The sequence below is a fragment of the Streptodolium elevatio genome (assembly GCF_053592165.1).
In genome coordinates this window covers 12831-36705 of sequence record NZ_JBSFVE010000016.1, presented here as the reverse complement: position 1 = coordinate 36705, position 23875 = coordinate 12831, and the positions used below count along the sequence as shown (strand labels likewise).

Here is a 23875-nt window from a genome sequence, read left to right as displayed (position 1 = left end):
GTCACACGGTGTCCTCTTCGGCGCGGGCCGCCTCCGGCGTCCGCGCGGTCTGGGCGGGGATCTTGGCGTGCCGGTCCCGCAGTTCGGCCAACTTCTCCTCGGTCAGGTCGTAGCGCAGGATGAACGGCATGCTGATCACCAGCAACACCGCCGGCAGCAGCGTGAAGCCGAGGAGCACCCCGGTCAGCGCCGAGTCGGGCTGCGGTACGCGGTGGTCCGCGTCGGACGACACGAACCCGCTCGCCTGGAGCATCGCGGCGAACACCCCGGCGCCCAGGGCGAGTCCGAGCATCTCCCCCGCCGTCCACACGCCGGTGAAGACGCCCGCGCGGCGCTGCCCGGTGGTCATGGCGTCCACCGCGACCGCGTCCCCGATCATCGACATCGGCAGCATCTGCATGCCCGCGTAGCCGACGCCGGCGATGCCGGTGATGGCGTACACGACACCGGCCGGGACCTGCCCCGCGGACATCATGAGCAGCGACGCCACCAGGAAGCAGCACGAGGCCGCGAACGCGGCGTTGCGCTTGCCGAAGCGGAGCGCGGCGCGCGACCACAGCGGCATCGCGACGATCGACGGCAGGACGAGCGCCGCGAACAGCCAGGTGGTGGCCGACGAGTCGTCGAGGATGTAGGTGGAGAAGTACTGCACGCCCGCGAGCATCGCGCCCGCGCCGATGGCCTGGATGACGTACATGCCGAACAGGTTCATGAAGGAACGGTTCGTCCGCGCGATGGCGAGCTGCTTGAGGATCGAGCTCTCGCTCGCGGTGACCGGCACGACGGTACGCGCGCGGGCGGTGGTGAAGAACGCCGCGAGCATCCCCGCCATGAGCAGCACGCCGAGGACGACCCCCATGAGGCGGTAGCCGCCCAGCGTGCCGGGGTCGTCGCCGCCGGAGTGGCCGGTGATCAGCGGGGCGAGGCCGCCGGAGAGCATGATCGCGAAGGACAGGAACGCGACGCGCCACGCCATCATGCGGGTGCGCTCGTGGTGGTCGGCGGTGATCTCCGCGGGCATCGCGATATAGGGGACCTGGAACGCGGCGAAGGCGGTCGCGGCGAGCAGGTACATGACGCCGACGTACAGTGCGGCCCAGCCGCCGGTCAGCGGCGGTCCCGCGAACATCGCCGCGAAGAAGAAGGGGAGCGTCAACGCACCGCCGAGCATCCACGGGCGGCGCGGACCCCAGCGGTGCTCGGTGCGGTCGGACAGGGTTCCCGCGTAGGGGTTCGCGACGGCGTCCCACGCCTTGGGCAGGAACACGACGACGCCCGCCACGAGGGGCTCCACGCCGAGCACGTCGGTGAGGTAGAAGAGCAGCAGCAGGCCGGGTACGGCGCCGAATATGCCGGTGCCGAACGACCCCAGGCCGTAGCCGATCCGCACGATGCCGGGCAGGGGCGGGATCTCGGGGGCCGACGGCTCGGCGGCGTCGGGGCCCGCGGCGGAAACCATGGTCATGAACGTAGGCCCTGCCGGGGCCTGCCACCAGGGTTTTACCTGTGGTCCAGACCAATTTCGGAGAGGCTTGCAAAAACACGCCGCGACCGGCGACGGGATTTGACGCCGATTGACGGAAAACGCCCGCGCGGTGGCCTTATTCGCCCCGTCTCGAGCACCCCGCGTGAGGCCCCGGCGGCTTGGCTCGCCGTCCGAGGGCGCTCCGCAAAACGCCGACGCCCGAGGAGCCGTCGGGCTCCGCGGGCGTCGGCGATACTCGAAGGCCGTGCGCGGGTCAGCGCTGCAGCGTCGGCTTCAGATCCTTCAGCCGGGCCAGCAACCCGTTCACGAACTGCGGCGAATCGTCGGTCGAGAACTCCTTCGCGAGCTCCACCGCCTCGTCGATCGCCACCGCGTCCGGCACGTCGTCTTCCCACAGCAGCTCGTACACACCCAGCCGCAGCACGTTGCGGTCGACCGTCGGCATGCGGTCCATGGTCCAGCCCACCGCGTACGTCGAGATCAGGTCGTCGATCCGCACCCGGTGCGCCTGCACGCCCTCGACCAGCTGCATCGTGTACTCGGCCACCGGCGGCGTGTCCGCGTCGTTGCGCGAACGCCCCACCCAGTCCGCGAGCACCCGCGCCGGGTCGCCGCCGCGCTGGTCCGCCTCGAAGAGGATCTGGAGCGCGCGGCGCCGGGTCTTGGTACGGGCACCGGCCACTAGTTGTTCACACGGCCCAGGTAGTCACCGGAACGGGTGTCGACCTTGACCTTCTCGCCGGTCGTGATGAAGAGCGGGACCGCGATCTCGTAGCCCGTCTCCAGCTTCGCCGGCTTGGTGCCGCCGGTGGAGCGGTCGCCCTGCACGCCCGGCTCGGTGTACTCGATGACCAGCTCGACGGACGCCGGCAGCTCGACGTACAGCGCCGCGCCCTCGTACATCGCGACGGTCGCCTCGAAGCCCTCGAGCAGGTAGTTCGCCGCGTCGCCGACCACCTCGGGCGTCACCGGCAGCTGGTCGAACGTCTCCGTGTCCATGAACACGAAGTCCGAGCCGTCCTTGTACGAGAACTGCATGCCCCTACGGTCCACGTTGGCCGTCTCGACCTTGATGCCCGCGTTGAACGTCTTGTCGACGATCTTGCCGGACAGCACGTTCTTGAGCTTGGTACGGACGAAGGCGGGGCCCTTGCCCGGCTTGACGTGCTGGAACTCCACGACGGACCAGAGCTGTCCACCGTCGAGCTTGAGCACCAAACCGTTCTTCAGGTCGTTGGTCGTGGCCACGGGTGCGGGGTCTCCTGCGTTGCTTCGGACCTGGCCGCCCTCACCTGCCGTACGCGGGCGCGCACTACAGGACAAGCAGCTCTTTGGTCGTGATGGTAAGTAGCTCGGGCCCGCCGTCCTCGGGCGGACGGACCACGAGGGTGTCCTCGATGCGGACGCCGCCGCGCCCCGGGAGATAGATCCCCGGTTCGACGGTGACCGGCATGCAAGCGTCCAGCTTACCGCTCGACGTCGGACCCATGCGCGGGTCCTCGTGGATCTCCAGCCCGACGCCGTGCCCGAGGCCGTGCGGGAAGTACTCGCCGTACCCCGCCGCGTCGATGACGTCCTTCGCCGCGCGGTGCACCGCGGCCGTCTCCACCCCCGGCGCCAGCGCCTCGCGGCCCGCCTTCTGCGCCGCGAACACGACGTCGTAGACCTCCACCTGCCAGTCGGCCGGCTCGTTGCCGATCACAAAGGTGCGCGTCATGTCCGCGTGGTAGCCCCGGTAGCACGCCCCGAAGTCGATCTTCAGGAAGTCGCCGTCCTCCACCCGCCGGTCCCCCGGGCTGTGGTGCGGGACCGCCGAGTGCGGGCCGGACGCCACGATCGTCGGGAACGCCGGGCAGTCCGCGCCGTGGTCCGCCATCCGGCGCTCCAGCTCCAGCGCGATGTGCCGCTCGGTACGCCCCACGAGGATCGACTCGATCATCTCCGCGATCGCCTGGTCGCCGATCTCGCACGCGATCCGCAGCGTCGCGATCTCGTCGGCGTCCTTGACCCGGCGCAGTTCCTCGACCGCGCGGCCCAACGCCACCCGGTCCACACCCTTGGCCGCCTCGCCCAGGGTCCGGTACATCTCGACCGTGACCGCGTGCTCCTCCACCGCGAGCCGCCGCACGCCGGCGTCGGCCGCGCGCGTGGCCAGGGCCGGCGCGCACGCGCGCTCCACGACCAGTTCGATGTCGGGCGCCTGCTCCGCCACCTGGGTGACGTACCGGCCGTCGGTCGCCAGCACCGTCCCGGAGCCGCGCTCGGCACCGTCGGGCACCGCCGAGAACACCAGCAGAGCGGCGTTCGACCCGGTGAACCCGGTCAGGTAGCGCACGTTGACCAGATTCGTGATCAACGCGGCGTCGGCTCCGGTCGCGGCCACACGGGCGCGCAGCCGGTCACGTCGAACGGCGTGGGCCTCGGGCATGCGCTCAGCGTAACCCCGCACCAGGTGAACGGCCCGGCAGGGCAAGTCCGGGGCGGGCGCCTCCCCCTCCCGGACCGGCCAAGCCGCATGCCCGCACCGGGCGTGTCGCAATCGCCGCCACGCGGGTTGGCCCCTGTACACGCCGCCACGGCCCCCTCAGCCGCGCGTTCCTGCCACAGGCTCCGCCGGCTTCCCGCCGACACCGTTCGGGCGTACGCCAGTTCGAGGCCGCGGGGGTTCGAACCGCCGCGTGTTCGTCCGTTCGGTTGACCTTCGCCCTGGTCGGTCCGACAGACCCTCCGGCGGCCTCGCGCAGCCCTACGCTTCTTGCAGGTCTTACTGCGGGTCTTGCAGGGTGCGCCGTCCGGGTGGGGATCCGGCGAACTTCCGCGGCCCGTCGCCACGTCGTCACGCCCGGGGGGTGGTCGCGATGAACATCGGGGAACTCGGCCAAGGGGGCGCGGCGGATCCCGCACTCCAGGAACGCCGAATCGCACAGATGGCGGCCGCCGCCACGCGACACCGGGGCGCACAAGGCCAGATCGACGACATCGCACGGCGGCGCGAGCAGGGCATGCGGTATCCCGACGAGCCCGAGCGGCTGGCCCGGCGGGCCCGGCGACTGGTGCAAGCCGGCGAGGTGCCCGGCGAGATCCTGCTCGCCATCCCGCCCGGCGGCGACGCCGTGGAGACCGACGAGCGCATCATCGGCGACTCCAACGACCTCCAGGCCGCGGCGTTCCTGCCGCGCGGCGTCCGCGCGTCCGCGACCGTCGGCCGCATCTGGCTCCGGCTCGGCGGACGCGTGCAGCCCGCCGCGACCGGCTTCCTGGTCGCCCCTCGGCTGCTGCTGACGAACCACCACGTCTTCCCCGAGGCGGCAGGCACGCTGGACGCGTTCGTGGAGTTCGGCGCCGAGGCCGGCCTCGACGACATGCCCGCGCCCACCGTGCGCTTCGGCTTCGCACCCGACGTGTTCTTCCTCGCCGACGAGCACCTGGACTACGCCCTGGTCGCCCTCGCGCCGGGCGCCGACGGACGTAGCGCGGGCGAGCTCTTCGGCTGGAACCGCCTCGACCCCGCCGAGGGCAAGCTCGTGATCGGCGACCCCGTGAACATCATCGGCCACCCGTCCGGGCGCCTGAAGGAGATCGCCGTCCGCGAGAACGAACTCCTGGTGCGCCTGGACGACTTCCTGCACTACAAGACCGACACCGAGCCGGGGAACTCCGGGTCGCCGGTCTTCAACGACCAGTGGGAAGTCGTCGCCCTGCACCACCGCGGCGTGCCCAGAACGGACGACCAGGGCCGTACGCTCAACGTCGACGGCGGCGTGTGGACGGCGGCGCAGGGTGATGCCGCCGTCGCGTGGATCGCCAACGAAGGCGCGCGCATAAGCGCCGTAGTGAGGCACCTGGCCGCCAACACTCCCGGCGAATTGCGGTCGGTGCTCGGCGAGTTGGGCCCGGCGGTCGGGGCACCGCCGTCGAGTCCCCCGGGCACGTCGGGGGCCGCCGCGGTGACCGGGGCGGCTGGCTCCACAGCGAGTTCCACGGCAGGTGCCTCTGCGGGTGCGGCCGGCTCGGCGACCGGGGCGCCGATCGGCGGGCCGAGCGACACGCCGGCTCCCCTCGATCCGACCGCGGCCGGCCCGGCCCAGCTCGACCAGCCTGTGCCCGATCAGCCTGTGCTGGGCCCGGCGGTGTTGGTGCCGCCGCCGGCGGGGCCGGTCCCGCCGACGGTGAGGCCCGCGGCGCCCGTGCCCACGCCCCGGGCGCCGGAGACGGTCGGGGCGGCGACCTCGACGACGTACCGCACGGGTGTCGCCGGGCGTACCGAAGCCTTCGGCGCCGCTCGGCAGTTGGTCTTCCTGCACGGCCGCAGCCAGCAGGGCCGCGATCCCGAGGAGATGCGGCGCGAGTGGGCCGCGGGCCTCAACAACGGGCTCACCCGGCTGGGCTTCGCGACCGTCGACCCGCGCGATGTGTTCTTCCCCTATTACGGCGACCTGCTCGCCGACGCCCTGAATACCCGGGAATCGGTCGCCACCAGCTTCGACGCCGTCGCCGACGACCCCGCTGCGGCGGCCGCTCCCGCATCCGCGTCGGCACGCGACCTGTACCACCGCATGCTCGACCAGGCCGCCGAGCGCTCCGGGATGCCCGCCGGCGCCCGGGACGACGGCGACAACGGCGTCGCGGTCGGCGGCGACGAACGGTTCGGGGTCGGCGGCGTCGTACACCTCGCCCGCCGCCCGCTCGACTGGATCGCCCGGCACTCCGGGGTGGACCGGCTGGTCGTCGCCAAGGCGTTCCGCGACGTGGCGCTCTACCTCGACACGGCCGCGGTCCGGGAGCGCGTGCTCGCGTGCGTACGCGACACCGTCCCGCGAACCGGCGGCCTCGTCCTCGTCGCGCACAGCCTCGGCACCGTCGTCGCGATGGACCTGCTCTGCGACCCCGAGGGCCCCGACGTCACCGGCCTGCTGACCCTCGGAGCACCGCTCGGCCTGGACACCGTGCACGACCGGCTCCGCACCCGCGGCCCACACTGCCCGACGCGCGTGCCGTGGTGGTTCAACGGGTGGGCGCCCGCCGACGGCGTCGCGATCGGCTGCCCGCTGCGCGGACGCTGGTCGGGCGTCAGCACCGAGGCCTGCGTCGACAACCCGCGCGACCGGGCGCACGACATCGACGAGTACCTGGCCCGCCCGGAAGTGGCCGCGGCGCTGGCGACCGCGCTCGGCCTGGCTCGGAAGTGAGATTCCACCAGCGCCCAGGGCCGGTGTGCCGGTCCCGCGCTGCATCACGGTCGTCGCCCGGCGGACGACGCTGACGACGCCCACGCCGACGCCGACGCCGAGGGGCCCTACGCCGCCTCGTGCGGCGGGGCCGGGGAAGTCCCGCTTCCCCGGCCCCGCCGCGCGAGCTGTCTCCCGGCGTGCTCAGGCAGGCGACGCCACCGGGCGCCGCTCGACGACCTTGGCCGCCAGGTACCCGAACAACACCCCGAACGTCGCCCACAGCACTGCCTGTACGCCCAGCGACGCCACCCGGAACCGCCACAGCACGGTTGCCGAGAAGCCGTCCGGGACGGTCTCGGGCGACGGCAGCGCCAGGGCGATCAGCGCCACCACGACGACGTATCCGCCGACCGCCGCGAGCACCGCGTTCCCGGCCCCGATCCGCGGCGCGTACTGCCGGGCCAGGTACGCCGCCCCGACCGCGAGCAGGATGCTGATCGCGATGAGCCCGAAGTACTGCGCCGTACGCTCGGAGATGCTGTCCGGATCACCCACCGCCGGTGGTTGCGCCGGGTACTTCAGGAAGGGCACGAGCACGACGGCCACGTAGCCGGCGAAGGCCAGCAGCCCCGCGGTCGCCCGCGCCCCGAACGGTCCGAGCCGACCGTACGCGACCGCGAACACGAGGGCGAACAACCCGCCCACCGCGATCCCGTAGACGCCCACCCCGGTCAGCAGCCCGACCGAGCTCTGCACGTCCCGGCTGACGACCTCTTCTTCTTCCTCGTGCGCCGCGGCATGCCCGGCCGCGCCCGTGTCGTGCCCGGGCTCGGCGGGAGCGGCCTCCGCGGCGGCCTTCGACTCCTCGAACGAAATGGCGCTCCGCACCTCGGGCTCGCCGAAGACGTACGCGAAACCCCATGCCAACAGTCCGGCGACAATGCCCACGAGCATGCCCCGGATCAACAGTCCACGCATCATTTCGGTGCTTCCCCCGCGCTCAGTGGCAGGGGAATGCGAGCAGGTGCCGGCCGTCGTGCACGAACTCGTGCACCCCCGTTCCGGAGAAGATCGCCGTGGCGCCCTGCTCAGCGCCGACGAAGTAGATGAGGAACAGCATGAGGGCGCCCATGAAGACCGCCCAGGGCAGCACTTCGCGTACCGGAATTCTCACCGGTACGGGTGGGGCGCTGGTGGTGGCGGAAGACGGGGTGGGGACAGCAGCCGTAGCCACGGAGTTCCTCCTTCGGGGCACGCGCCCGTTCGGTGGCGGCACGACGTGGAGGGTCTGACTGACGGCATCCGCGCTGCCCGGAGTACCCGGGCCCGCGGAACCGATCACAGTGGCGCGTCCGCGCCGGATTCCCACCGGCTTCCCCACAGCATCGCAATGTCGTTCGCAACGTAGGGGTACGGGACTGGCCGCGTCAACGTGTGCACATATGCCGGACACGTCGCCGCGCACCATCCGTCGTACGAGCGACAGTTGCCCCGGCACCGGCCTGGGACGGACGCGCGCGATCCAGGGGGCTCGCCGAGCTTGGCGCGATGTGTTGTTGCCTTTTGCCATGGCAGGTGGCAAGGGCCTGCTATCTGATGCTCCGTCAGAACGCGAAGGCCGGCCCGAACACCCGAACTCCCGGACGCGGCTGCGTGCGGCGGCCTCAGGCCGAGAGCTGGTCGGCCAGCGCGCGGAGGGCGAGGGTGTAGGAGGTGATGCCGAAGCCGGCGATGGTGCCGCTGGCGACGGCGGCCACGACGCTGGTGTGGCGGAACTCCTCGCGGGCGTACGGATTCGAGATGTGCACCTCGATCAGCGGCGCGGTGCGTTGGGCGATGGCGTCGCGCAGGGCGTACGAGTAGTGCGTGAACGCCCCCGGGTTGATCACGATCGGGGTGCGCTCGTCGGCGGCCTCGTGGATCCAGCGGATCATCTCGGCCTCGTCGTTGGTCTCGCGGACGTCGACCGCGAAGCCCAACTCGGCGCCGGCCTTCTCACAGGCCGCGACGAGGCCGGTGTACGACGTCGAGCCGTAGACATCCGGCTCGCGACTCCCCAGGCGGCCCAGGTTGGGGCCGTTGAGGACCAGGACCTTGGTCGCGGTCACGAGCGCGCCACCTCTCCGTACGCCGCCGCGAGCATCGCGGGGTCGGGCGCTTCCAGGATCGCCGGCCTCGCCAGGCCGTCGAGCACCACGAAGCGCAGCCGGTCCGCGCGCGACTTCTTGTCGATCCGCATCGACTCCAGCAGCTTGGGCCAGGCGTCCGCACGGTAGGTCAGGGGCAGGCCCAGCGACTCCAGGACGGCCTTGTGGCGGTCCGCCGTCGCGTCGTCCAACCGGCCCGCGAGGCGGCCCAGTTCGGCGGCGTAGACCATGCCGACGCTGACCGCGGCACCGTGCCGCCACTTGTAGCGCTCGGCCTTCTCGATCGCGTGCCCGAGCGTGTGACCGTAGTTCAGAAACTCACGGGTGCCGGACTCCTTGAGGTCGGCGGTCACCACGTCGGCCTTCACCCGGATGGCCCGCTCGATCAGCTCCGCCGTGTGTGGCCCCGAGTGCACGCGCGCGCCCGCCGGGTCCGCCTCGATGAGGTCCAGGATCACCGGGTCGGAGATGAATCCGGCCTTCACCACCTCCGCGAGGCCACTGATGTAGTCGTTGCCCGGCAGGGTCTCCAGCGTCGCGAGGTCGGCGAGGACGCCGGCCGGCGGGTGGAACGCCCCGACGAGGTTCTTGCCCTCGGCGGTGTTGATCCCGGTCTTGCCGCCCACCGCGGCGTCGACCATCGCCAGGAGGGTGGTGGGGACAGCCACCCAGCGCACACCGCGCAGCCACGACGCAGCCACGAATCCCGCGAGGTCCGTCGTGGCACCGCCGCCGATCGCGACCACCGCGTCGGAGCGGGTGAACCCGGTCTGCCCGAGCACCGACCAGCAGTACGCCGCGACCTGGACGTCCTTGGCCTCCTCGGCGTTCGGCACCTGGATCGCGATCGCCTCGTAGCCCTGCGCCGCGAGGTCCTCGCGGACCGCCTCGCCCGCGACGCTCAGCGCCTCGGGGTGGATCACCGCGACGCGGCGCGCCTTGGTGCCGATGATGCCGGGCAGTTCGCCCAGCAGGCCGGTCCCGATCACGACCTCGTACGGCTCGGCGTCGCCGCCGACTCCGATGCGGACGGGCTCGCTCGTTGCGCTCATCGCTCCTGGTCCTTCGTGGTTGCGGCGGCCAGCGCGGACGCCAGATCGTCGGCGACCTCCTGCGGGGTCCGCCCGGAGGTGGCCACGACCACGGTCGCCACCTCTTCGTACAGCGGACGGCGCTGCTCCATCAGCTCGCGCCAGCGCGCCCGCGGGTTGCCCACCAGCAGCGGGCGAGGCGCGTCGAGGCCCACGCGGCGTACCGCGTCGGCCAGTTCGACGTCGAGGAACACCACCGGACGGTCCGCCAGCAGCTTGCGGGTCCGCGGATCCATCACCGCGCCGCCGCCCAGTGCCAGCACACCGGCGTGCGCGGCCAGCGCCGCGGTGACCGTTTCGTGTTCGAGCGTGCGGAAGTGCGGCTCGCCGTCGTCCACGAAGATGTCGGGGATCGGCTTGCCGGCCGCCGCTTCGATGTCGGCGTCGGTGTCGCGGAATCCGACGCCGAACCGCTCGGCCAGCAGCAGCCCGATCGTGGTCTTGCCCGCCCCGGGGGGACCGACCAGGACCACCACGGGCCCGGCGCCCACCGGTTCGCCGCCCGTCGGTCCACGGTCGACGGACACGCGGTCCGTGCCCTGACCGGTCGACTGGTCGTCCGCCGGTTCGCGGCCGGTCGACTCACCCATGGGGAACTCCCTTCCCTCGGACTTCCCTCGGATCCCGCTCATCCCGGCGGCACCGTGGCTACTTGATCTCCAGGGCATCGAGGTACCCGGCCAGGTTGCGCCGCGTCTCGGGCACCGAGTCGCCGCCGAACTTCTCCACGACGGCGTCGGCGAGCACCAGCGCCACCATGGCCTCGGCCACGATGCCGGCCGCCGGGACGGCCGCGACGTCGGAACGCTGGTGGTGCGCCTGCGCCACCTCGCCGGTCCGCACGTCGAACGTGGCCAGCGCGCGCGGGACGGTCGCGATCGGCTTCATCGCGGCGCGCACCCGCAGCACCTCGCCCGTCGACATGCCGCCCTCGGTCCCGCCGGAGCGTCCCGAGGTACGCCGTGCGCCCTCGGGCGTGTTCACGATCTCGTCGTGCGCCTGCGAACCGGGGACCCGGGCCAGGTCGAACCCGTCACCCAGCTCGACGCCCTTGATCGCCTGGATGCCCATCAGCGCCGCCGCGAGGCGGGCGTCGAGGCGGCGGTCCCAGTGCACGTGGCTGCCCAGACCCGGGGGAAGTCCGTACGCGAGCACCTCGACCACACCGCCGAGCGTGTCGCCGGCCTTCTGCGCCGCGTCGACCTCGGCGACCATGGCGGCGCTCGCCTCGGGGTCGAGGCAACGCACCGGGTCGGCGTCGAGCCGCTCGGTGTCCTCGGGCACCGGCACGACGCCGCTCGGTGCCTTCGCGGCCCCGAACTCGACGACGTGGCTCACGATGCGGATGCCGGCGACGGCCTCCAGGAACGACGCCGCGACCGCGCCGAGGGCGACGCGCGCCGCCGTCTCGCGGGCGCTCGCGCGCTCCAGGATCGGACGCGCCTCGTCGAAGCCGTACTTCTGCATGCCGGCGAGGTCCGCGTGGCCCGGACGCGGGCGCGTCAGCGGCGCGTTGCGGGCGAGCCCGGCCAGCACCTCGGCGTCGACGGGATCGGCCGACATCACCGTCTCCCACTTGGGCCACTCGGTGTTGCCGACCATGACGGCGACCGGACTGCCCATGCTGAGGCCGTGCCGCACGCCGCCGAGGAACGTGACCTCGTCACGCTCGAACTTCATGCGCGCGCCGCGCCCATAGCCCAGCCGCCGACGCGCGAGCGCGTCCGCGATCGCCTCGGTGGTGACGGGGACTCCGGCGGGGAGCCCCTCCAGGGTCGCGACGAGGGCGGGCCCGTGCGATTCGCCCGCGGTCAGCCAGCGCAAGTTGCCCAACGGTGTTCCTCCAGTGCGGCCCGGCGACAGTGCCGGGGAACCCCGCCAACGACAACGGGGATGGCCTGACTCGATCCTTTCATGCCCGCGGGCGGGGCCCGTGCGGGCGTCCGAGGAATGGACCGCGCGGAACCGGGCGGATGGACGGGGACGGACGCGGGGCGTACCCCGGGATGGGCGTGGGGATGGACCCGAGGACGGACACGGGGTGGGCGGGTGACGGGCGGGTCTTTGTCCTCGTCCCCGGACGATCCCGGTCACCATCCCGCATAGGCGCCCACCAGCTGCTCGCCGCACAGCACCCCGCCCAGCGCCCCGACGAGTATGTGCGGCCCGAACGGGAGAGCCGTGTCCAGCCGGGCCCGTCGCGTCGCCAGCAGCAACACCGCGGCGGCGCCCGCACACGCGAAGGACAGCAGCGCGCCCGCGATCAGCACGTGCCACCCCAACCAGCTCAGATGCAGCCCGAGCACCGCCGCCAGCTTGACGTCGCCCAGGCCCAGCGAGCCCCTGCGGCACACCGCGACGCCGAAGTGGTACGTGGAGAGCACCAGTGAACCGAGGAGCGCCCGCGCGTACGCGTCGAAGTCGTCGAGCGCCAGCGCCTCCATCCCCAACAGCGTCAGACCGGCGAGGAGCAGCACCCCGATCACGGAGTCGGGCAGGCGCAACGTATGGATGTCGACGAGCGCGAGGACCACGCCCGCCGCCGCGACCAGCAAGAACGCGAGCAGGTCGAGGCCCGGCCCGAGCCGCCAGGCCAGCAGCCCGAACACTCCCCCGGTGACCACCCCCAGCACGGGCGCCACCGGCACTCTCGGCCAGGCGGGCCGCCCGAGCCGCACCCCCACCCCCACCGTCACCCCGGACATCCCCGCCACCAGCCTCTCGACAGGCACCCGCAGAACCAGCCCCGCGGCGAAGCCCACCGCGGCGCACACAAGCGTGGAACTCATGAACACAGAGCAGACTTTACGGTGAATCACCGAATGGTGACGTTCAGTTATCCACAGCCCGTCCGCCCCGTCCGCTCCTGTGGAAAACCCCCACCAAACACGACCCCGTCAAGGCGGCCGCCCCACGGCGGACGGCGCGCTGCTCGGACCGGCCTGCTCCGAGGACCCGTGCAGTTGACGGACTACCCCCTTGCCGTGCGTAGGGCCGGGTGGCGAGCGTGTGAGGTCAGACCGCCAGGTCGAGCCCGAACCGCCTTGAAAGGAACGCCGTTTCATGCGCCTTCACGCCCGTTTCGCCGCACTCGCGGTCGCCCTGCCCCTGCTCGGGTTCACCGCCGCGTGCGGCTCGGGCCAGACGAACGGGAAAAAGGAGACCGCGCCGCCAAATGCCGGAAGCCATACGGGCCCCGGCGCTTCAGGAGGTGCTTCCGCGCCGGCCACCAGCAAGAGCCCGCCGCGTACCGCGTTGACCGAGGGCGAACTCAAAGCCGCGCGCCTCACCGGCGTACGCGGCTGGCAGATCTTGGCGAACGACCGGGAGCCCGCTCCCGCATCGCCCGAGAAGGCCGACAATCCCGAGTGTCAGCCGCTCCTCGACCTGGTCGCCCCCGAGCCGTCGTTGCAGCCGGACGCAAAAGCCGCCATCACCATCACCAAGGCCGACGTCCCTGGTCAAATCAACATGGGCATCGGCCAGTTCGGCCCGGGCAAGGTCGAGAAGCTCTTCGTCGACGCCGCCGCGGCGCTGCCGAAGTGCGGCCAGTTCTCCGGCACCAACAAGAACGGCTCCAGGATCGACTACACCGCCACCGCAGGCACCGGCGCCACCCTGGGGGACGCGACCATCCGCATCGACTTCACTCGGGCGCAGGGCGCGCGCAAGAGCCTGATTCCGGTGGTCATGGTGCGCAGTGGCACCGCGGCGGTCCAGGCCATGTCGATCGACACTGTCGTCGACGCGAAGGCCGCGCCCCCGCTCGCCGTTTCGGACGAGCTGCTCGAACTCCAGCTCGCGCTGCTCGTCGAAGCCCAGAAGAAGCTGGTCTGAGCATCGGGTGCGTGGGCGCGCACCACAAGTTCTCCGCCTGCCCACCGAATTCCGGGGTTGGCCTCCGACCATGGGTGGCAACCGCGGCAGCAAAAGGCGTTGTCCCGCCAGGAAGGGCCCCGCCGGTTCGTCACGCGTGACCTACCTCGCGTGACCTACCTCGTGCGACGCATCTCGTGCGACGCGCCCCGATCAGGTGCGCGCCGCCAAGGCGGCCTCTCCTGCCGCGCGCATTTCGGCCAGGGGGCCGGGGTACCCCGTCATCAGTTCCACCTGGAGCACGGCTTGGTGGAGCAGGAGGTCGAGCCCGCCGACCACCGGACCGCCCGCCTTCGACCAGGCCGCCGCCAGAGCCGTGGGCCACGGGTCGTAGACGACGTCGAACAGCACGCCGGGGGCGGACGCGACGCTGTCGACGAGATGGTCGGTCGCGCCTTTGGGCGTCGTGGAGATCACGAGCGGGAAGTCGAGGCCCTTGTGGGCGTCTTCCCACGGGCGGACTAGGATCTCGACGCCCAGGCGCTCCCCCGACTCGAACATCTCGTGTGCGCGCACCGCGCCTCGGACGTACGCCCGCACCGGGCCGTCACAGACGGTGGCCAGTGCCGCGAGCGCGGAAGTGGCGGTGGCGCCCGCGCCGAACACCGCCGCCGATTCGACCCGGTGGACCCCGCGTTCGCGCAACGCCTCGACCAGGCCCGGCACATCGGTGTTGTGCCCGACGCGCCGGCCCTCCGGGTCGATGAGGACCGTGTTCACGGCGTCGACCGCCGACGCGGTCTCCGAGACCTCGTCCAGCAGCGGCAGGATCGCCCGCTTGAGCGGCATGGTCAGCGAGAGCCCGGCCCACGACGCGTCCAATCCCCCGACGAAGTCCGGGAGTCCGGCTTCGTCGACGTCGAACGCGTCGTACGACCAGTCCGCGAGTCCGAGCGCCGCGTACGCCGCCCGGTGCAGGACCGGCGAGAGCGAATGCGTGATCGGGGAGCCGAGTACAGCGGCCCGATGGACCCCCGCAGCCGTTGCTACCTGCCCGGGTTGTCCTTGTGCCACTGCTCGAGTTCCTTAACGTCCTTGTTGAACTGCGTCTGGTTGTCCGAGAACTTGGTCTCGCCGGTGTCCGGGTTGACCGTCACGAAGTAGAGCAGCTTGCCCTGGGTCGGCGAGAGCGCCGCGATGATCGCCTTCTCGCCCGGGTTGTTGATCGGCGTCGGCGGAAGCCCCTTCTTTATGCGCGTGTTGTAGGGGCTGTCGGTGTTGAGTTCCGCGGCGGTGAGCTGGAGCGCGCTCTTGTTGAGGACGTAGTTGACAGTCGAGTCCATGCCGAGCGACATGTTCTTGTTCAACCGGTTGTAGATGACCTCGGAGACTTTGGTCATGTCCTCGGTGTTGCGCACCTCCGCCTGGATGATGCTGGCCATCTTCAGTATGTCGTAGGGCGACTTGCCGACCGCCGCGGCCTTTTCCTCGAGTTTCATCGTCGCGTACTTGTTCTTGGACGTGTTGACCATGTCCTTGAGTACGTCGATCGGCTTCATCCCCGGCGCCGCCGCGTACTGCGCCGGCCAGAGGAAGCCCTCGATGTTGCCGCCCGCCCATTCGGGCAGTCCTAGCGCGGGGTCCTTCGACGCGGCCTCGACATCGGCGAACGGGACGTTCAGCTTCTTGGCGACGATGTCGAGCACCTTGCTCGCCCGCAGCCCCTCGCCCGGCGTGATGTTCTGCCGGTTGGCGCGGTTGACCATGAACTCGAAGGCCGACTTCGCCGACATGTGCTCCTTGAGCACATACGCACTGGCCTCGATGTTCCGCTGCTGCTTGTCCCCGGTGTACGCCTTGGTGAAGGCGTCGACGCTCTTGACCACCTTGGCGCGCTTCAGCTCGTTGCCGATCTGCGACGCGACCCACCCCGGCTTGACGACGACCACGACGGACGAACCCTCGACGCCGGCCCCGGAGTAGTCCGGCGGGGGGCCGAAACGGTCCTTCACGAAGCCGTACGCGAACCACCCGCCGGTCAGCAGAAGGCCGATCACGACGGCGAAGGCGATGAAGACGGCACAGCCGCTGCGTCCGCGCTTCTCCTTGCGGCGTCCGCGCGAACCTCCGTTTTTGCCCCGGCGCCGACTGCGCGGCTCCGTGTCCATCGTCAGTCCGAGGTCACTCATCTGGGGTGGTCTCCGCCTGGGTCGGGCCGTGGGCCGCGGGCAGGGATGCGTCTCGGGCGGACTCGCCGCCCGAGGACGGTTCGGTGGTTCCGGTGCTACTGGTATCACCAGTAGGACTGGTTGTACCAGGAACCGCCTGGCCGGGTGGGAGTCCCGAAGTCCTCTCCGTTTCGAGCGCGTTCTGCAGGATGACGACCGCCGCTGCCTGGTCCACGACGGTACGGGCCTTTTTGCCGCGTACCCCCGAGGCGCGCAGATCTCGCGTCGCGGTCACGGTCGTCAGCCGCTCGTCGACAAGTCGTACGCCGACCGGAGCAATCGCGGCGGCCAACCGGGACGCGAAGGCACGCACCTTCGCGGCCGCGGGCCCCTCCCGGCCGGACAACGAGCGCGGCAGGCCGACGATCACCTCGACGGCCTCGCGCTCGGCGACCAGCGCCGCGATGCGGGCGATGTCGCCGCGCCCCGCCTTGACCGTCTCGACCGGGGTCGCGACCAGGCCGTGCGGGTCACTGGCGGCGACGCCCACGCGGACGTCGCCGACATCGACGGCGATGCGTACTCCTCGCCTCACCGGTGCCTCCCCAAAGGCACCGGGGACCGGGGACACCGCGCAGTGCCGTGGACCGCGCCGCGTCCCCCCATCCGGGTCCCCAACTAGGCCGCCCGTTCGGCGACCGTGCGCGCCACCGCGGCGAGGGCGTCCTCGACGGCGGCGGGGTTCTGCCCGCCGCCTTGCGCGACGTCGTCCTTGCCGCCGCCGCCCCCGCCGAGCGCCTTGGCCGCGGTGCGCACCAGTTCGCCGGCCTTGACGCCGCGCTCGCGCGCGGTCTCGTTGGTCGCCACGACCACCATGGGCTTGTTGTTCACCACCGAGACCACGGCGACGACGGCCGGGCGGGCGTTGAGCCGCTGCCGTACGTCGAGCGCGAGCTTGCGCAGGTCGTCGGTCGACGTCCCGTCGGCCACCCGGTGCGCGACCAGCGCGACGCCGTGCACGTCGGACGCCTGCTCGGCCAGGCTCGCGGACGCCTGCAGCACCTGGGCCGCGCGCATCCGGTCGATCTCCTTCTCCGCCTCGCGGAGCTTGGCGACGATCGACGAGACGCGCTCGGGCAGTTCCTCGGGACGGCCCTTCACAACGTCGGTGAGCTGGTTGACGATCGTGTGCTCGCGGGCCAGGAAGCGGTACGCGTCGACGCCGACGAGCGCCTCCACCCGGCGCACCCCCGCACCGATCGACGACTCGCCGAGCAGCTTGACCAGGCCGAGCTGCGCGGTGTTGTGCACGTGCGTGCCGCCGCACAGTTCCTTGGAGTAGTCGCCGATCGTGACGACGCGGACCTCGTCGCCGTACTTCTCGCCGAACATGGCGGTGGCGCCCTGCTTGCGCGCCTCGTCCATGCTCATGACCTCGGCCATGACGTCCAGGTCGCGGGCCAGGACCTCGTTGATCTTCTGCTCGACGTCGGTCAGGACGCCGCCGGGGACCGCGGCGGGGGCGCCGAAGTCGAACCGGAAGCGGCCGGGCGCGTTCTCCGAGCCGGCCTGCGCGGCGGTCGGGCCGAGCGCGTCGCGCAGCGCCTGGTGGGTCAGGTGGGTGGCGCTGTGCGCGCGGGCGATGGCGCGGCGGCGGTCGAGGTCGATGCTCGCGAACGCGGGCGACCCGACGGTGATCTCGCCGACCTGCACGGTGCCGCGGTGCACGCTGACCCCCGGCACCGGCTGCTGCACGTCGCGGACCTCGACGACGGCGCCGCCCTCGATACGGATGCGCCCGGTGTCGGCGAGCTGGCCGCCGCCCTCGGCGTAGAAGGGGGTGCGGTCGAGGACGACCTCGACCTCGTCGCCTTCGTGCGCGGCGGGTGCGGACACGCCGTCGACGAGGAGGCCGACGACAGTCGCCTCGCCCTCGTTGAGGAGGTAGCCGGTGAACTGGGTGGCCCCGGAGGCGTCGGCGACCTCGCGGTACGCGGACACGTCGGCGTGGCCGTGCTTCTTGGCCCGCGCGTCCTCCTTGGCCCGCTGCTTCTGCTCGGCCATCAGGCGGCGGAAGCCGTCCTCGTCGACCTCGAGGCCCTGCTCGGCCGCCATCTCCAGGGTGAGGTCGATGGGGAAGCCGTGGGTGTCGTGCAGCGCGAACGCCGCGGTGCCCGGGAGCGTCGTGGCGCCGGCGGCCTTCGCCTTGCCGATCTCGCCGTCCAGGATCGAGGTGCCGGTGACGATCTTGTCGAGGAAGCGGGCCTCCTCGGCGACGGCGACCGAGTCGATGCGCTTGGCGTCGGCGACCAGTTCGGGGTACTGCGGGCCCATCGCGTCGATGGTCGTGGCGACCAGCTCGCTGAGCGTGGGGCCCTGGGCGCCGAGCAGCCGCATGTTGCGGATCGCGCGGCGCATCATGCGGCGCAGCACGTACCCGCGGCCCTCGTTGCCGGGCACCACGCCGTCGCCGATGAGCATGACCGCGGTGCGCACGTGGTCGGCGATGACGCGCAGCGAGACGTCCGACCTGAGGTCGCCGCCGTAGCGGTGGCCGGTCAGCTCGGCGGCGCGGTCGAGGATCATGCGCGAGGTGTCGATCTCGTACAGGTTGTCGACACCTTGGAGGATGCACGCGAGGCGTTCGAGGCCGAGGCCGGTGTCGACGCTCTTCGCGGGCAGGTCGCCGAGGATCTCGAAGTCGTCCTTGCCGATGCCCGCGCCGCGGATGTACTGCATGAAGACCAGGTTCCAGATCTCCAGGTAGCGCTCGCCGTTGACGGCGGGGCCGCCCTCCTCGCCGTACTCCGGGCCGCGGTCGTAGTTGATCTCCGAGCACGGGCCGCACGGTCCGGGCACGCCCATCGACCAGAAGTTGTCCTTCTTGCCCAGGCGCTGGATGCGCTCCGCGGGCACGCCGATCTTGTCGCGCCAGATCGACTCGGCCTCGTCGTCGTCGAGGTAGACGGTGATCCAGAGCTTCTCGGGCTCCAGGCCGTAGCCGCCGTCCGCGACGGGGCTGGTCAGCAACTCCCAGGCGAGCGTGATCGCCCGCTCCTTGAAGTAGTCGCCGAACGAGAAGTTGCCGCACATCTGGAAGAACGACCCGTGCCGGGTGGTCTTGCCGACCTCGTCGATGTCGAGGGTGCGCACACACTTCTGAACGCTGGTCGCGCGCGGGTACGGCGGCTTGACCTCGCCGAGGAAGTACGGCTTGAACGGCACCATGCCGGCGTTCACCAGGAGCAGCGTCGGGTCGTCGGCGACCAGCGACGCGGACGGCACGACGGTATGTCCGCGCTCCTCGAAGAAGCGCAGCCAGCGGCTACGGATCTCTGCGGAATCCATCAGCGTCGGTCCTTCCGGTCGTACCTGGCGCGACCGCGGCGTTGTTCGCGCGGTGTCGGTGCGGGAGCTGCGCCGCGGGCGAGGCCGAGGCGGAAGCCCTGTTGGTTGTCGTGCCTGTCGTATGCGTCGTAGCCGTCGTAGGCGGCCTCGTCGTACTCGTAGGCGTCGTAGACGTCCCGGCCGTACGCATCCTGTCCACGGTACGGCGCGCGGGCCGCGGGCAGCGCCCGCATCTGGTGGCGGCCGGGCAGCACCTGGGGTCCGGGGAGGACGGGAGGCGCCGCGGCCGCCGTCACGTCGGCGCCGATCGCGCGGTAGAGCTCGGACTCGCGCTCGGCCATGCCGGCGCGTACCTCGTCGGCGAAGTAGCGGATGGCGTCGCCGATTCCGGTGACGTTGTCGGCGACTCCCTCGGGGGTGTACTTCGCCGCCTTGTCCTTCACCTTGCGTGCGGCCCACATGCCCGCGCCCGCACCGACGGCCATCCAGAACAGCCGTGCCATGTCATGACCTCCCGCGCGCGGCGCGCTGGCGGGCGATGCGCTCCGCCCTGGCGGTGGAGCGTACGCGCTTGGCGAATTCGGCGCGTTGCTGGGCGGACAGGGCACGGCGCACGCCGTACGAGAACGCCGCGGTCTTGACCAGCGGGCCGCCGAGGGTGGCGGCCACGGTCGAGGACAACGCGGTGGCGTTCGTCGACATCGTCTGCACGTTCCCGGCGATTTGGTCGACACGGGCCAGCTGCGCGTTGGTCGCGCGGACGGCGTCGGTCATCTCATCCAGCAGGGGCGGTGTGCGGTCGGCGATGTCGGAGACCAGGCGGGTGGCCTCCTTGAGCACCTTGACCAGCTTCACCAGCACCAGCGCGAGGAAGGCGACGAGAATCGCCCAGAACGTCGCGATGATCATCAGCGCGACTTCGCCACCCGACACCTTGATGCGCTCCTTCAATGGCCGAAAGACAACGGCGGACGACAAGCTGAGAGGGCGTCACCTGGGACACAGCCGCTCGGGCGACCCCGGAAGCCCCGACCCTACCGCGCCGTAGCGGGATGGTCGCCCGACACTACCGGCCGGGCGGGGTGCAGTGCACGGACCGGGCGTGACCTCGCGCGCGGCGGCTCGTTCCCCGATGTTCGCCGGTCATCGGCTCTCGTACGGGCGTGACCTCGGGTCGGGACGCTCGTTGGTAGGCGTGAGGGTTGCCCCGCAGTCGCGGGGGAACGAGAGGGCCCCGCTCCGATCCGGAGCGGGGCCCTCTTTTGGTCCGGGCGTGCGGGGGTCAGCGCGAGTAGTACTCGACCACGAGCTGCTCGTCGCAGATCACCGGGATCTCCCGGCGCTGCGGCAGCCGGTCGAGCCGGGCGACCAGCGCCGGCAGGTTCACCTCGATGTACTTGGGCGTGGTCTCGGCGGCGAAGCCACCTGCCCGCACGACCTGGAACAGCGGCTTCTCACGGCTGCGTTCGCGCACGCCGACGACGTCCTCGGGGCGCAGCTTGTAGCTGGGCCGGTCGACCTTGCCGCCGTTGACCTCGAAGTGGCCGTGGCTGACCATCTGGCGGGCCTGGTAGATGGTGCGCGCGAATCCGGCGCGCAGCACGAAGGCGTCCAGACGGCGTTCGAGGGAGATGACCATCTCGTCGCCGGTCTTGCCCTGGTGCTTGTGCGCGGTGTCGAAGGCGGCACGCATCTGCGTCTCGTTGATGTCGTACTGCGCGCGGAGCTTCTGCTTCTCCAGCAGGCGCACCTTGTAGTCCGACGCCTGCTTGCGGCCGCGGCCATGCTCCCCCGGAGGGTACGGGCGGTTCTCCAGGTAGCGCTGGGCTTTCGGGGTCAGCGCGACGCCGAGCGCTCGGCTGCGCTTGACCTTGGGGCGGGCCTGGTTCAACGGATCCTCCGAATCGGTGGGTACTTGCCAGCCGCGGCCTTCTTAGGTAAGCCTAACCTTAACGTCGACGATGCCTCGAGGGGAAGTCCGGGGTGCACGATCGGCACACAACCGCTGGAGGACACATGCCCCGGGCCACCGACGCCGCCGACACGACCGCCGACACCTCCGCCGACAGTTCCGCCACCGACACCCCGGTCTCCGACGCCGGGCGGTGCGCCGGGCGGACCGTGCCCCGCGGCACCCACCCGGACGCCGCGTCCCGGGCGCGCACGCTCGCCGCGTACGCCGCCTCCGCGGTCGTCGAACTCCCCGGAAACATCGGCGACGAGCAGGTTGTTCCGGAGGCCCGCACCGTGGAGGCCGACGGCTCGGTCCTGCTCCTGCTGCCGCCCGAGGTCGGCGCCGCGGTGCTGACCGCCCGCGACGACGTCGCCGCCGTGCTGCACGTGGTGGACGTGGCGCCCGTCGCGGTGCCGCACCGGGTGCGCGCGCACTGCTGGATCGCCGGATGGCTGAGCGCGCCGACCGGCGCCGAACTGGCCCGCGCACGCGGCCGCCTGGCCGCCGCGACACGTGACCCGGCGCTGCTGGCGTTCGACGGTGCGCGCTCCGGCGCGGTCGTGCGCCTGGAGCCCGGCGAGGTCCTGGTCGACGACCTGTGGGGCGCCGAGCACGTCGAGCCCGACGAGTACGAGGAGGCCTCGCCCGACCCGCTCGCGGAGCACGAGACCGAACTCCTGCAGCACCTGGACGCCTCGCACGGTGGCGAGCTCGAGCACCTGTGCCGGATGACGGGCGCGAGCGACGAGGGCGAGCGCGTGGCGCCCGTCGCGCTGGACCGGTTCGGACTGCGCCTGCGGTGCAGCGGGCCGACGCGTACGCGCGATGTGCGGTTCGAGTTCGACGCTCCCGTCGGTGACCCGGCGGCGCTCGGCGACGCGTTGCGGGCGCTCTTCCAAGGCCCGCGCTCGGCCGAGTCCGACTGCGCGTAGGCGCCCGCCGCGTACATGGTCGGCAGGCACACTCCCGGTCGTGTTTGCCGCCTCTTGTGGCCAAGTTGAGAGTTTTTGACCGCTTCTGCATTCTTGCTGCGAGATTGACCTTCGGCGTGCCGTCATCTTCCGATTGAGGAGATGGCTCCTCCATGAGGCACTGTGGAGGGGCACGACCGATCAGCAGGAAGGACGGACGCGGTGGTCGATCGCGCCGGGCGACCCGACACCGCCGGCGGCACGGAGGATCCCCGCGACCCCCGGAGCACGTCGGCCGCACCCGCCCAGGAGGGCGCGGCGACGTCGCCCCCCGCCCGGCGGTCCGGGCGATCCGGGACACGGCTGCCGTGGCACCCGCCGCCGTTGTCCACGCTTCCCTGGCAGGACCGGCTCCGCACCCGGCTGCGGTTCAGCTCGACGCTCGGCATCGACGCGCCGGAGAAGAGCGAGCCGAGCGTCTCGGTGCCGCGCGTCCTCGACCTCGCGCTGCGCACCGGCGAACTGCTGCTCGCGAGCGGCGAGGCGGGCGAGGACGTCGAGGCCGCGATGCTCGGCGTCACCGACGCCTACGGCCTGGAACGCTGCACACCCAACGTCACGTTCACCGTCATCACGCTCTCCTACCAGCCGTCCCTGGTGGACGCGCCGGTCACCAGCGAGCGCGTGGTCCGGCGCCGCGCGACCGACTACACGCGCCTGGACGCGGCGCACCGGCTCGTCGAGGACATCACCACCGGCGAGGTGACGCTCGAGGACGCGTACCACCGGCTCGTCGACATCCGCCGCAACCGGCACCCGTACCCGACCTGGCTGGTGCTGGTGGCCACCGGGCTGGTGGCGGCGACCGCGAGCGTGCTGGTCGGCGGTGGGCCGGTCGTCGCGTGCGCGGCGTTCTTCGCGGCCGTGGTCGGCGACAGCCTGGCGCAGGGGCTGGCCAAGCGCGGCGTCCCGGAGTTCTACCAGTTCGTGCTGGCCGCGATGCCGGCGGCCGCGATCGCGGTGGGGCTCATCAAGGCGGACTTCGGGGTGCAGCCGTACGCGGTCGTGACCGGGGGGCTGTTCGCCCTGCTGCCCGGACGTGCGCTCGTCGCCGCGGTCCAGGACGGCCTGACCGGCTTCTACATCACCGCCTCGGCCCGCCTCCTGGAGGTCTTCTACCTCATCATCGGCATCATCTGCGGCGTCGCCATAATGCTGTACGTCGGCAACCAGCTGGGCGTGGACCTCGACGTCGAAGGATCGTTCTTCCCCGAGTCGAACCCGCCGGTGCAACTCCTCGCGGCGGCCGGGCTGTCCCTCACGTTCGCGGTCCTGGTGCAGGTCCGCAACCACGTGCTGCCGATCGCGGCGGCCGGCGGCGCGGTGAGCTGGTCCATCTTCGAGGTGCTGCGCATCGGCGGCGCGGCGCCGATCCTCGCGACGGTCGTGGCCACCGGCGTGGTCGGGCTCCTCGGCCAACTCCTGGCCCGCGCGGGCCGTACGTCCGCGCTCCCCTACGTGATCCCGGCGATCGGCCCGCTGCTTCCGGGCAGCGCCATGTACCAGGGCATGTTGGGTCTCGCGCTCGGGCACACCGACCGGGGCTGGGCGGGCCTGGTCAACGCGGCGGGACTCGCGCTCGCGCTGGCGGTAGGCGTGAACCTGGGGAGCGAGGTCGCGCGGTTCGTGCTGCCCGCGCCGCAGCGCGGCGGCCGCGAGAAGCGTGCGGCGGCGAAGCGCACCCGCGGGTTCTGACCGCAAGGTCCGACGAGAACGTCGCCTT

At 71.7% G+C, this 23875-nt stretch carries 21 protein-coding genes, 1 pseudogene and 1 riboswitch; of the genes and pseudogenes, 4 read left to right on the top strand and 18 right to left on the bottom strand.

Features of this window, described 5'->3' with window-relative positions:
• Position 1: 1 nt before the first annotated feature.
• From ACWD12_RS26740 to ACWD12_RS26725, 4 genes are all read right to left on the bottom strand, one after another.
• Complete coding sequence (locus tag ACWD12_RS26740; RefSeq protein ID WP_450101669.1) at positions 2-1459, bottom strand: MFS transporter; 1458 nt, start codon at positions 1457-1459, stop codon at positions 2-4.
• Between the two features lie 280 nt (positions 1460-1739).
• Positions 1740-2168 (bottom strand): transcription antitermination factor NusB, encoded by a 429-nt coding sequence (gene nusB / locus ACWD12_RS26735; protein ID WP_358363370.1) that lies wholly within the window; start codon positions 2166-2168, stop codon positions 1740-1742.
• Complete coding sequence (gene efp, locus ACWD12_RS26730) at positions 2168-2734, bottom strand: elongation factor P (RefSeq protein WP_450101668.1); 567 nt, start codon at positions 2732-2734, stop codon at positions 2168-2170. The genes nusB and efp overlap by 1 nt, the downstream gene beginning before the upstream one ends.
• A 64-nt stretch (positions 2735-2798) precedes the next feature.
• Positions 2799-3914 (bottom strand): aminopeptidase P family protein, encoded by a 1116-nt coding sequence (locus tag ACWD12_RS26725; protein ID WP_450101667.1) that lies wholly within the window; start codon positions 3912-3914, stop codon positions 2799-2801.
• Positions 3915-4344: 430 nt separating this feature from the next.
• On the opposite strand from ACWD12_RS26725, the gene ACWD12_RS26720 reads away from it, so the two are divergent.
• A complete protein-coding gene (locus tag ACWD12_RS26720) occupies positions 4345-6675 on the top strand; it encodes a trypsin-like serine peptidase (RefSeq protein ID WP_450101666.1) in 2331 nt (776 codons plus the stop codon).
• A gap of 183 nt (positions 6676-6858) precedes the next feature.
• Here ACWD12_RS26720 and ACWD12_RS26715 read toward each other — a convergent pair whose 3' ends face one another.
• The 7 genes from ACWD12_RS26715 to ACWD12_RS26685 form a co-directional block, all read right to left on the bottom strand.
• A complete protein-coding gene (locus ACWD12_RS26715; RefSeq protein WP_450101665.1) occupies positions 6859-7638 on the bottom strand; it encodes a CbtA family protein in 780 nt (259 codons plus the stop codon).
• Positions 7639-7657: 19 nt separating this feature from the next.
• The gene (locus tag ACWD12_RS26710; protein ID WP_358361584.1) at positions 7658-7891 is read right to left on the bottom strand and encodes a CbtB domain-containing protein; all 234 of its coding nucleotides are present in this window, start codon (positions 7889-7891) and stop codon (positions 7658-7660) included.
• An 82-nt stretch (positions 7892-7973) separates the two neighbouring features.
• Positions 7974-8034, bottom strand: a riboswitch (cobalamin riboswitch).
• 287 nt (positions 8035-8321) lie between these two features.
• Positions 8322-8765, bottom strand: a complete 444-nt coding sequence (aroQ, locus tag ACWD12_RS26705; protein WP_358361582.1) for a type II 3-dehydroquinate dehydratase — start codon at positions 8763-8765, stop codon at positions 8322-8324.
• Positions 8762-9856, bottom strand: a complete 1095-nt coding sequence (gene aroB / locus ACWD12_RS26700) for a 3-dehydroquinate synthase (RefSeq protein ID WP_450101664.1) — start codon at positions 9854-9856, stop codon at positions 8762-8764. The genes aroQ and aroB overlap by 4 nt, the downstream gene beginning before the upstream one ends.
• Positions 9853-10485 (bottom strand): shikimate kinase, encoded by a 633-nt coding sequence (locus ACWD12_RS26695; RefSeq protein WP_450101663.1) that lies wholly within the window; start codon positions 10483-10485, stop codon positions 9853-9855. Before ACWD12_RS26695 ends, aroB begins: the two co-directional genes overlap by 4 nt.
• A 58-nt stretch (positions 10486-10543) precedes the next feature.
• Positions 10544-11728 carry a chorismate synthase gene (gene aroC / locus ACWD12_RS26690; protein ID WP_358361576.1) on the bottom strand — a complete coding sequence of 395 codons (1185 nt, stop codon included), beginning with the start codon at positions 11726-11728 and terminating at the stop codon, positions 10544-10546.
• A gap of 257 nt (positions 11729-11985) precedes the next feature.
• Positions 11986-12684: a prepilin peptidase gene (locus ACWD12_RS26685; RefSeq protein WP_450101662.1), complete on the bottom strand. Its 699-nt coding sequence runs from the start codon at positions 12682-12684 to the stop codon at positions 11986-11988.
• Between the two features lie 274 nt (positions 12685-12958).
• On the opposite strand from ACWD12_RS26685, the gene ACWD12_RS26680 reads away from it, so the two are divergent.
• A complete protein-coding gene (locus ACWD12_RS26680; RefSeq protein WP_450101661.1) occupies positions 12959-13732 on the top strand; it encodes a hypothetical protein in 774 nt (257 codons plus the stop codon).
• Between the two features lie 192 nt (positions 13733-13924).
• On the opposite strand, the gene ACWD12_RS26675 is transcribed toward ACWD12_RS26680, so the two are convergent.
• From ACWD12_RS26675 to rpsD, 7 genes and pseudogenes are all read right to left on the bottom strand, one after another.
• Positions 13925-14785 carry a shikimate dehydrogenase gene (locus tag ACWD12_RS26675; protein ID WP_450101660.1) on the bottom strand — a complete coding sequence of 287 codons (861 nt, stop codon included), beginning with the start codon at positions 14783-14785 and terminating at the stop codon, positions 13925-13927.
• Positions 14758-15900, bottom strand: coding sequence for an endolytic transglycosylase MltG (mltG, locus tag ACWD12_RS26670; protein WP_358361565.1), 1143 nt, complete (start codon positions 15898-15900; stop codon positions 14758-14760). Before mltG ends, ACWD12_RS26675 begins: the two co-directional genes overlap by 28 nt.
• Before the next feature lie 130 nt (positions 15901-16030).
• Positions 16031-16474, bottom strand: a pseudogene (gene ruvX, locus ACWD12_RS26665) (Holliday junction resolvase RuvX); the annotation flags it as partial.
• Positions 16475-16557: 83 nt separating this feature from the next.
• Complete coding sequence (alaS, locus tag ACWD12_RS26660) at positions 16558-19227, bottom strand: alanine--tRNA ligase (RefSeq protein ID WP_450101659.1); 2670 nt, start codon at positions 19225-19227, stop codon at positions 16558-16560.
• Positions 19227-19730, bottom strand: a complete 504-nt coding sequence (locus tag ACWD12_RS26655; RefSeq protein WP_450101658.1) for a DUF6167 family protein — start codon at positions 19728-19730, stop codon at positions 19227-19229. Before ACWD12_RS26655 ends, alaS begins: the two co-directional genes overlap by 1 nt.
• 1 nt (position 19731) lies before the next feature.
• Positions 19732-20160 carry a DUF948 domain-containing protein gene (locus tag ACWD12_RS26650; protein WP_358361557.1) on the bottom strand — a complete coding sequence of 143 codons (429 nt, stop codon included), beginning with the start codon at positions 20158-20160 and terminating at the stop codon, positions 19732-19734.
• 349 nt (positions 20161-20509) lie between these two features.
• Positions 20510-21118 carry a 30S ribosomal protein S4 gene (gene rpsD / locus ACWD12_RS26645; RefSeq protein ID WP_358361554.1) on the bottom strand — a complete coding sequence of 203 codons (609 nt, stop codon included), beginning with the start codon at positions 21116-21118 and terminating at the stop codon, positions 20510-20512.
• 125 nt (positions 21119-21243) lie between these two features.
• Between rpsD and ACWD12_RS26640 the strand changes: the two genes are divergently transcribed.
• Both ACWD12_RS26640 and ACWD12_RS26635 read left to right on the top strand, forming a co-directional pair.
• Complete coding sequence (locus ACWD12_RS26640) at positions 21244-22113, top strand: DUF2470 domain-containing protein (protein ID WP_450101657.1); 870 nt, start codon at positions 21244-21246, stop codon at positions 22111-22113.
• Positions 22114-22476: 363 nt separating this feature from the next.
• Positions 22477-23847, top strand: coding sequence for a threonine/serine exporter family protein (locus tag ACWD12_RS26635; RefSeq protein WP_358361548.1), 1371 nt, complete (start codon positions 22477-22479; stop codon positions 23845-23847).
• Positions 23848-23875: the final 28 nt, after the last annotated feature.

Excerpts from the sequence above, each read along its gene's own strand:
- ACWD12_RS26640 (WP_450101657.1), top strand. The coding sequence starts at position 21,244 with ATGCCCCGGGCCACCGACGCCGCCGACACGACCGCCGACACCTCCGCC.
- ACWD12_RS26695 (WP_450101663.1), bottom strand. The coding sequence starts at position 10,485 with ATGGGTGAGTCGACCGGCCGCGAACCGGCGGACGACCAGTCGACCGGT.
- aroB (WP_450101664.1), bottom strand. The coding sequence starts at position 9,856 with ATGAGCGCAACGAGCGAGCCCGTCCGCATCGGAGTCGGCGGCGACGCC.
- ACWD12_RS26725 (WP_450101667.1), bottom strand. The coding sequence starts at position 3,914 with ATGCCCGAGGCCCACGCCGTTCGACGTGACCGGCTGCGCGCCCGTGTG.
- mltG (WP_358361565.1), bottom strand. The coding sequence starts at position 15,900 with ATGAGTGACCTCGGACTGACGATGGACACGGAGCCGCGCAGTCGGCGC.
- ACWD12_RS26715 (WP_450101665.1), bottom strand. The coding sequence starts at position 7,638 with ATGATGCGTGGACTGTTGATCCGGGGCATGCTCGTGGGCATTGTCGCC.
- ACWD12_RS26655 (WP_450101658.1), bottom strand. The coding sequence starts at position 19,730 with ATGGCACGGCTGTTCTGGATGGCCGTCGGTGCGGGCGCGGGCATGTGG.
- ACWD12_RS26685 (WP_450101662.1), bottom strand. The coding sequence starts at position 12,684 with ATGAGTTCCACGCTTGTGTGCGCCGCGGTGGGCTTCGCCGCGGGGCTG.
- ACWD12_RS26740 (WP_450101669.1), bottom strand. The coding sequence starts at position 1,459 with ATGGTTTCCGCCGCGGGCCCCGACGCCGCCGAGCCGTCGGCCCCCGAG.
- alaS (WP_450101659.1), bottom strand. The coding sequence starts at position 19,227 with ATGGATTCCGCAGAGATCCGTAGCCGCTGGCTGCGCTTCTTCGAGGAG.
- ACWD12_RS26680 (WP_450101661.1), top strand. The coding sequence starts at position 12,959 with ATGCGCCTTCACGCCCGTTTCGCCGCACTCGCGGTCGCCCTGCCCCTG.
- ACWD12_RS26720 (WP_450101666.1), top strand. The coding sequence starts at position 4,345 with ATGAACATCGGGGAACTCGGCCAAGGGGGCGCGGCGGATCCCGCACTC.